Annotated in this window: 7 protein-coding genes and 1 pseudogene; 6 read left to right on the top strand and 2 right to left on the bottom strand. The window is 72.0% G+C overall.

What is annotated here, in order from left to right:
• The first annotated feature begins 168 nt into the window (after window positions 1-168).
• The 6 genes and pseudogenes from ABD317_RS29720 (at window position 169) to ABD317_RS29695 (ending at window position 6,614) form a co-directional block, all read left to right on the top strand.
• On the top strand, window positions 169-1,455 hold the full coding sequence (locus ABD317_RS29720) for an LCP family protein (protein WP_344293763.1): 1,287 nt from the start codon (window positions 169-171) through the stop codon (window positions 1,453-1,455).
• A 93-nt stretch (window positions 1,456-1,548) separates the two neighbouring features.
• Window positions 1,549-2,733, top strand: a complete 1,185-nt coding sequence (locus tag ABD317_RS29715) for an acyl-CoA dehydrogenase family protein (RefSeq protein WP_344293761.1) — start codon at window positions 1,549-1,551, stop codon at window positions 2,731-2,733.
• A 117-nt stretch (window positions 2,734-2,850) separates the two neighbouring features.
• On the top strand, window positions 2,851-3,078 hold the full coding sequence (locus tag ABD317_RS29710) for a hypothetical protein (protein WP_344293759.1): 228 nt from the start codon (window positions 2,851-2,853) through the stop codon (window positions 3,076-3,078).
• A gap of 127 nt (window positions 3,079-3,205) precedes the next feature.
• Window positions 3,206-3,754, top strand: a pseudogene (locus ABD317_RS29705) (glycoside hydrolase family 25 protein); the annotation flags it as partial.
• Between the two features lie 801 nt (window positions 3,755-4,555).
• The gene (locus ABD317_RS29700) at window positions 4,556-5,782 is read left to right on the top strand and encodes a helix-turn-helix domain-containing protein (RefSeq protein WP_344293757.1); all 1,227 of its coding nucleotides are present in this window, start codon (window positions 4,556-4,558) and stop codon (window positions 5,780-5,782) included.
• Between the two features lie 634 nt (window positions 5,783-6,416).
• A complete protein-coding gene (locus ABD317_RS29695; RefSeq protein WP_344293755.1) occupies window positions 6,417-6,614 on the top strand; it encodes a hypothetical protein in 198 nt (65 codons plus the stop codon).
• A 337-nt stretch (window positions 6,615-6,951) separates the two neighbouring features.
• Here ABD317_RS29695 and ABD317_RS29690 read toward each other — a convergent pair whose 3' ends face one another.
• Both ABD317_RS29690 and ABD317_RS29685 read right to left on the bottom strand, forming a co-directional pair.
• The gene (locus tag ABD317_RS29690; protein ID WP_344293753.1) at window positions 6,952-7,713 is read right to left on the bottom strand and encodes a hypothetical protein; all 762 of its coding nucleotides are present in this window, start codon (window positions 7,711-7,713) and stop codon (window positions 6,952-6,954) included.
• 82 nt (window positions 7,714-7,795) lie between these two features.
• Window positions 7,796-8,571: DNA-3-methyladenine glycosylase family protein (locus ABD317_RS29685; RefSeq protein WP_344293751.1), on the bottom strand; the 776-nt coding region annotated here is incomplete at its 5' end.

The following is an 8,571-nucleotide window of genomic DNA, read 5'->3' as shown; positions in this document are numbered from 1 at the left end:
CCGCCATCGCGGCGGCGTGCGTGGCACCGAGGTAGCCCGTACCGATCACGGTGATCTTCAAGGTCATGGTCCGAGCATAGCCGCGGCCCATGACACGTCCACCTGGGCAACCATGCGTCCGGGTACGGAGTCTGACTCATGAACGTGCACTAAAAAGGGGTGGGGATCGTGGCGAGGCAGCATCTGGACGGAGCGGGCGGCGGAGCCGACGAGCCCGGTACGCCGCGCGCCCGTGAGCCGGAGGCGCCGTACGCCGCGGCCCCGGCGACAGCCGCGCACGCGGCGTACGTCGACGCGGCGTACGCCCCGGAGGCCCTCGACGCCCCCGCCGGCGGCAAGGAGGTCCCCGAGGACACCCCGGCCGACCCCGACGCCGCCCCTTCGCCCGCCGCCCCTTCGCCCACCGCGCCCCCGCCCGCGGCGCCCCGCCGCCGCATGAGCCGCGGCCGCAAGGTGCTCCTCGGCGCCGTGATCATGCTCTTCGCCGGCGTGCTCCTGGCCGCCAGCGGCCTGTGGTGGGCGTACGAGCACTACACCGGCCGCGTCGACCGCATTCCGAACGCCTTCCCGACCAACGTCCCCGAGAAGCACCAGCCGGCGCGGTCCAAGGGCGGCGAAACGTACCTTCTCATCGGCGTCGACGCCCGCTCCGACCTCCCGCTCACCGGTGACGAGGCCGGCGAGCACACCTGGGAGCCGGGCGCCCAGCGCAGCGACACGATGATGCTCGTCCACCTCCCCGAGGGCCGCGACGGCGGCTATGTCGTCTCCCTGCCCCGCGACTCCTGGGTGACGATCCCCGGCCGGGGCGAGGCCAAGCTCAACGCGGCCTTCTCCTACGGAGGCCCCCCGCTGCTCATCGACACCGTGCAGCGGATGACGAAGGTCCGGATCGACCACCTCGCGGTGATCGACTGGAGCGGCTTCAAGCGGCTCACCGACGCCGTGGGCGGCGTGGACATCACCATTGACGAGACCACCCCGCGCCGCAACGGCGGCGGTGAGTGGACCGCCGGCACCCACCACATGGACGGCGAGACCGCCCTGGACTACGTCCGCGAGCGCCACGGCCTGCCCCGCGGCGACCTCGACCGCACCCAGCGGCAGCAGAACTTCCTGCGCGCCGTCGTCACCGAGACCATGGCCGCGGACAACTTCTCCAACCCGCTCAAGGTCAAGCGCCTGCTGGACGCGGTCACCGCCACGGTCAGCGTCGACGACAGGTTCTCGGACGGCGCCATGCGCGACCTGATGTGGGATATGAAGGGGGTCCGCTCCGACGACCTGGTGTTCATGAACGCGCCGGTGGCCGGCCTCGACATGATCGACGGCCAGTCGGTGGTGCTGCTGGACGACAAGGCCGGCGACCCGCTGTGGGAGGCCATGCGCAACGACACGATGGACCGGTACGTCGAGAAGTACCCGACCGACCGCCTGGGCGGCACCGCGCCCTGAGCCCCCACGGGGGCTGTCGCCAACGTCACTGGGCCGGCTCGCCGCGTACGGCATACCATCGGTACTACTTAACGGTAATTAGCATGCGCGGGAATGGAGAGAGCCTTGGCAGGAGCGCCCGAATTCGACCTGTACCGCCCGGCCGAGGAGCACGACATGCTCCGCGACACCGTCCGGTCGCTCGCCGAGGCGAAGATCGAGCCCTTCGCGGCCGCGGTGGACGAGGAGGCGCGCTTCCCGCAGGAGGCGCTGGACGCGCTGGTCGCGAGCGACCTGCACGCCGTCCACGTCCCCGAGGCGTACGGCGGCGCGGGCGCGGACGCGCTCGCGACGGTCATCGTCATCGAGGAGATCGCCCGCGTCTGCGCCTCCTCCTCCCTCATCCCGGCCGTCAACAAGCTCGGGTCGCTGCCCCTGGTGCTCTCCGCCTCGGAGGAGCTGAAGGCGAAGTACCTGACGCCGCTGGCGCGCGGCGAGGCGATGTTCTCGTACTGCCTCTCCGAGCCCGAGGCCGGCTCCGACGCCGCCGGCATGAAGACCCGTGCCGTACGGGACGGCGACTCCTACGTCCTCAACGGCGTGAAGCGCTGGATCACCAACGCGGGCGTCTCCGAGTACTACACCGTGATGGCCGTCACCGACCCGGAGAAGCGCTCCAAGGGCATCTCCGCCTTCGTCGTCGAGAAGTCCGACGAGGGCGTCTCCTTCGGCGCCCCGGAGAAGAAGCTCGGCATCAAGGGCTCCCCGACCCGCGAGGTCTACCTCGACAACGTCCGCGTGCCCGCCGACCGCATGATCGGCGCCGAGGGCACGGGCTTCGCCACCGCGATGAAGACCCTCGACCACACCCGCATCACCATCGCCGCCCAGGCCCTGGGCGTCGCGCAGGGCGCGCTCGACTACGCGAAGGGCTACGTCCGCGAGCGCAAGCAGTTCGGCAAGCCGGTGGCGGACTTCCAGGGCGTGCAGTTCATGCTCGCCGACATGGCCATGAAGATCGAGGCCGCCCGCCAGCTGACGTACGCCGCCGCCGCGAAGTCCGAGCGCGTCGCCGCCGGCGGCACGGACACGGACCTCACCTTCCAGGGCGCGGCGGCCAAGTGCTTCGCCTCCGACGTGGCGATGGAGGCGACCACCGACGCGGTGCAGCTCCTCGGCGGCTACGGCTACACGCGCGACTACCCGGTGGAGCGCATGATGCGCGACGCCAAGATCACCCAGATCTACGAGGGCACCAACCAGGTCCAGCGCGTGGTGATGGCCCGCAACCTGCCCTGACCCGACAGAATCCCCAGGTCAACCGGGGTGTGTCCAGGCCCCGTCGGCAACGCCCGGCGGGGCCTTCGTCTGCCCGGGGGAGATCATCGGAGCCCGATGGGAGAAAGCGGGGAGATCGTGTCAGGAGTCGCCGGCGGGGATGGCGGCGACACCGCGAGCTTCTTTCCGAACACGGGTGGGCAGACCATTATTAACCAGCACACCGAGACCTCACGCACCATTACGCCCGGGGTGGAGACGATTCCGCCGGGCGGCTCCTACATCATCAGCGCGGACGTGACGACGAACTCCCCTGTCCGGACCCACATCCGTGCGTGGTTGATCACCTCTGAGAGGGGCGGTTGACGTGGAGACGATCTACCTGCGGTACGGCACGGGCAGCCTGTCCGTCCGCTCGGGCAGCCCGGAGCGGACAGATGGCCCGCCTGAGGGTGTCGAGGCGGCGGCGCGAGGGACTGCCTGAGGAGGCGACATGATCAAGGGCATCGACGTCTCCTCCTACCAGGCGAGCGACTACCCGACCAGCGGCTACGACTTCGTGATCGTCAAGGCGACCGAAGGCCGAAGCTACATCAACCCGAAGCAGGGCGCCCAGGCCGCGCACGGCCGCGAAGCGGGCCTGGTGCTGGGCTTCTACCACTTCCTGTGGCCCGGGAACATCAAGGCGCAGGCGGCGTACTTCGTGGAGAAGTGCGCGAGTCGGCCGGGCGATGTGCTCGCGTGCGACTGGGAGCACACCGGCTCGGGCACCGCGGCGAGCAACGGGGAGAAGGACGCGTTCATCCGCGAGGTGAAGCGGCTGAGGCCGGACCACCGGGTGCTGCTCTACTGCAACCGTGACTTCTGGCTGAACCGGGACACCACCAGCTACGCCGGCGACGGGCTGTGGATCGCCCAGTACAACGGCGACCCGGGCAACCCGGACATCCGGGCGCCGTGGCTCATCCACCAGTACACGAGCAGCCCTATCGACACCAACCTGGCCGACTTCCCGAGCCGCAAGGCGATGCGCGCGTGGGCGGCCGGCGCCAGTACACCCCCTGAGGAGGACGACATGCCGGAGTACGTCGGGCTGGGGAAGAAGGAGCGCCAGAAGCTCGCGGACGGCGTGTGGACGTCGCTGACGTGGGATGCGGAGTACTCCGACGAGCCGGGCATGCACGGCTCCGGTGGCCGTGCGTTCGTCAAGGGTGCCGCGCTCTACCAGGGCACCGCCTACCTCAACTTCCGCGGCTTGCCGGACGACGGGCAGGTGCAGGCCCGGCTCGTCGAGACCGACGCCGACACCGGCAAGGCGGTCCACACCTACTCCCCGGGCGAGCACGGCCCGACGATCGGCAGAGAGTTCTTCGCCTTCCCGATCACCGGCCGCTGCAAGAAGGGCCGGCACACCGTGCTGCAGGTGATCCAGCACCGTGGCGAGGACGTGACCGTGGATGGCCAGTTGAAGGTCCTCGTCTGGGACCGGGGCTGATGAGCGGCCGCGACCCCGCTGAGCGCCTGCTGCGCTGGTTCGACTTCGGCCACACCTGCCTGCCGCACGGCAGCAGGTCAGCGCATGACGCGTCCGGTCGCGCCGGAGAGTGTGGGAGTGGTCAGGCTGGACGACCGCCATGCGCTGTCCACGCGCACCCGAAGCCTCGGCGCCCCGCGGGCCGGGTACACCTTGACCAGCGGTCTGCGGCCCATCTCCGGGCGCCACGGCGGAACCTCTACGGAACCGTGCATGTGCTCGACCGTACGTCCTGCGCACAACGCTCCTGTGACGCCGTGTGCCTGCCGGGCGTAGCGTGGACGCATAAGTCCTCCGGCGGGGGTGCAGATGTCCAAACACCGTACGATCGGCGATCGCATTCGGACGCTGCGGGAGTTTCGCGGCGGTGTCTCGCAGGAGCAGCTTGCGGAGCGCGCGGGCGTGCACGTCGACACCGTCCGCAAGTTGGAGCAGGGCGTACGGGCGACTGCGAGGATCGACACGCTTCGTAAGATCGCGGGGGCGTTGGACGTCGAGCTGGAGCGGCTGCTGGGCCAGCCCACCGTGACACCTCAACAGGTCGACGACGGCGGCCTGCTCGCCTTGCGTGACGCCATCCAGAACGTCGGGGCCCTGCCCGGCGTGCCCGCCGAGCCGGACCTTGAAGACCCTCCCGCCGTGGCGGCCTGGATCGCCAGCGTCCGGCACGCCACCAGGCTCTATTGGGAGGGCGGATACAGTGATCTGTCCGCCGCTCTGCCGCTGCTCCTGCGGGACGGCCGTGCGGTCGTCCGTGAGGCAGGCAGCGGCCCGGAGGCGGCCGGTGCCTGGCAGCAGCTCGCCTTGGCCTACCAGCTCGCCGCCTGTCTGTGCACCCAGGCCGGGCACACCTCGTGGGCGGTCGACGCCGTGCGCCAGCAGCTCGCCGCCGCGCGGCGCGCATCCGACCCGCTGATGGAGGGCATGGGCGTCTCGACGCTGTCGTGGGTGCTGCTGCGGCAGGGGTCGTGGGAGACGGCGCAGCAGATCGCCGAAGCGAAGGCCGAGGCCCTGGAGCCGTCATTTCGCCGCGGCACGCCCGCGGAGTTCGCCGTGTACGGCAACCTGCTCACCGCCGCGGCGACCCCCGCCGCGCGACGGTCGCGCCGCGACGAGGCGATGCAGCTGCTGGGCACCGCGGAGCGGGCGGCCGAGCGCGTCGGCCGGCCTGTGCACACTCACGGGAGCTCGTTCTCGGTGGTCGACGTGCAGACGCAGCTGACGAACATCGCCCTCGCCGGCGAACCCGCGCCGGCTGAGGCTCTTACGCAGGCAGCTCGCGTGGACGTGGGCGCGATCTCGCGGCCGGTGCACGCGGCGGCCCACCGTGTGGACGTGGCACAGGCGCAGTACCTCACCGGGGACGCCGACGGTGCGCTGGACACCTTGCTGGAGGTTGAGGAGGACCAGCCCGAGTGGATCAAGTACCAGGTGATCGCGGGCGAGACGGTGCGGGAGATGCTGGAGGCTGAGCGCCGCCGCAACGCGCCGCTGCGCGGCCTGGCCGGGCGTCTGGGGGTCGACCCGACGTTATGAGGTAGGACGCTGCGTCATACCCGGGGCGGAACATCGGCACAATGGGTCCTGCGCTTGGGGAACTTCGTCCCTGGGAACGTCTGCAGCGGCTCCCTACCGTCATACGTGACGCCGCGGCGCCGTCCACTGCACTCCCGCCAGAGTCCGGTCGGCGCCGCGCCCCTCACGATGACGTAGGGAGCTGCAGTGGTCCGCCGCACAGACGCCGACAGAGCCCGCCGGGCCGCGCTCGCGGACGCTGCAGCGGGCGCACCCCAGGCCAGGGAGGCGCCCGTTGCCGACCGCCCGCAGATGACGCTCAGGGTCTACAACGTCACCCCAGCCGGGGAGCGGAGATCTTTGCACACCAGCACGTATCGCCCGGACACCACCGCGCCCCTTGACCTGAACGGCTGCTGGCCACCGTGCCGGTGCCCGCGCTGCCGCCGGGGGAAGTCGTGAGCGGCTGTGCCGGGGAGTCCTCGGCGGCGCCCACTCCCGACTCCGACCGGCTCCCTGAGGTGCGGCCCGAGCCGCGGAGGCGCGGCACCCGGTCTGCCTGCGGGGCGACTGAGGACGTCAAGCCCTTCGGCCGGTGGGGTGTCATCTGCCCGCCGTGCAACCGGCGCCGGGGTGTTCCGGGGGCGGCCCGGCCGTGACCGCTCCCGCATCCCGCGACCGCCCGGTGACCCCGGACCTGTCCGACATGTGGCCGCAGTCGGCCCCCGTGCCGGTGCCCGGCTGCGGCCGGTGCGGGGAGCTGGCCGAGGCCCGTACCGCTGCCCGTGCGCGGTGCGACTGGTCGGCCGTCAGCGACGCCAACGTCCTCCTCCGCAGACACCCCGATCACTGAACGCCCCCTGGCCGCTTGGACACCGCGGTCAGAGAGCCGGAGCCCTTCCCCGCACTCCCACCCAAGGGTATGCCCCGCCTCTGACAACGCACTCCGCTCGCCAGGGGGTACGTCAAGGGGTGCGCCGCCGTGCGGACGATCGCCGCTGGCGGGCTGGCGCCGTCGGGGGCGGGGTGCGCGTGGGTGGGCGAAGTCGGCGGCTCCCCGTGCCACTACCCGGTACAAATCGCCTACGCGCCCCGAGTTTCGCCCGTCGGCGTGCGCACGCCTGAAGGGGCGGAACTCCCGGCCGCACCCTCCGCGACGCCGCCGGACCGGCGCGGTCGCCCGCGCCGGATCAGCCTGCCGCGTCCGCGCCGCACAACTCGACAGGCTGCACCTTCGGGTTCTCCTCCACCGCCCCCTGCAACGCGAATCCGTGCGCGACGAAACCGAGCGGCCCTCGCCTCAGACCCTCCTCCTCGCGGGACCAGAGAACACCGTTCCTGTCCGTGAACTGCACACCATGGACCACGACCCTCTCCGGGGTGGCGGCGAGCTTTCGCACGTCGGTCAGCCGTCCTTGTAAGGGGCCGAAGAAGGAGACCTCCCTGCCCGGCACGGTCCGCCGGTCCCAGTGCCTCAGCGTCTCCTGCTCGATCACCAGCTCCGCGCAGGGCGGAATGCTCGGCCACGCCACCGGGATACTCACCTGGCGGTTGTCGGGATCGTCGAAGAACGCTTCGAAGGACACCCCGATGCCGGTGACGGGATCGGGGGACCTGTTCGCCACGTGCACCCGCCAGGTGCCGTCCGGTTTCCGGTCCGCCCAGGTGGAGACGCGCGTCGCGTGCGCGCGCCGCTTCGTCTCGGCATCCTCGCGCGACTGTTCGAGTTGGTCCCTCGCCACCCACGCGCCGTAGAACGTTCCGATACCTGTCAGCAAGAGACCGGCAAGTCCGACGGCGATCGTGATGACCGTTCCCCAGGTGGCCAGATCCCACCGCCCGGGTCGCCGCGGCGCGTGCTCCCCTTCGTCCCGCTCCCGGGGCCGTACCCGGCGGACCCGCTGCCGTGCCGCGCGCAGCCGCACCCGCTGCTCTTCCTGACTGCGCCGCATCCGACGCTCCTCCCTCGCCAGCCGTGGACCCGGTCTACCGCGCCCGGGCTCCCCCCGGCCAGCCGCACGGCAGGCCGCGGCGTCAGAGGCGGGCTATGTCGGGGATCGCGGCCTTCGGCTTGCGGCGTGGGGGCATGCGGCCGAGGAGGCCGATGTAGCGCGTGGCGCGGTGGCGCTGGCCCGCGGCCTCGTACGGGGCGAGCAGCTCCAGCATGCGGTCGTCGTCCGCGTCGCGCTCGCCGGCCAGGGTGTAGCCCACGATGCGGGGCAGGTGCAGGTCGCCGACCGTGACCGCGTCCGGGGCGCCGAGCACGCGCTGCAGGGTCTCGGCGGCCGTCCAGGGGCCGATGCCGGGGATGGCGGTGAGGCGGGCGACGGCGGCGCCGTGGTCCATCTCCGCCGCCGCCTGCAGCGCGCGGGCGCGGCGGACGGCGCGTACGACCGCCGCCGCGCGCTTGCCGTCGACGCCCGCGCGGTGCCACTCCCAGGACGGGATCATCGCCCAGCCGCGCGCGTCCGGCATCACCCGCATCCGCAGCTCCGTCCCCGCCGGGCCGGGGGCCGGGGTCCCGTAGCGGTGCAGCAGCAGCCGCCAGGAGCGGTACGCCTCGTCCGTGGTGACCTTCTGCTCCAGCACCGACGGGATCAGCGACTCCAGCACCAGCCCGGTGCGGATCAGCCGCAGGCCCGGGTGGCGGCGGCGGGCCTCGTGGACGACGCGGTGGCGCGGTGTGAACGGCTCGGGGTCGTCCGCCGCGCCCAGCAGCGCCGGCAGCCCGTCGAGCAGCCACTCCGCGCCCGGGCCCCACGCCTCGGCGGCCGCCGCGCCGCCCGCCGGGGCGACGCGCGGCGCGCCGG

Origin of the sequence: Streptomyces synnematoformans (assembly GCF_039531005.1) — a bacterium.
Lineage (GTDB): Bacteria > Actinomycetota > Actinomycetes > Streptomycetales > Streptomycetaceae > Streptomyces > Streptomyces synnematoformans.
This window is presented reverse-complemented; position numbering and strand designations above follow the sequence as displayed.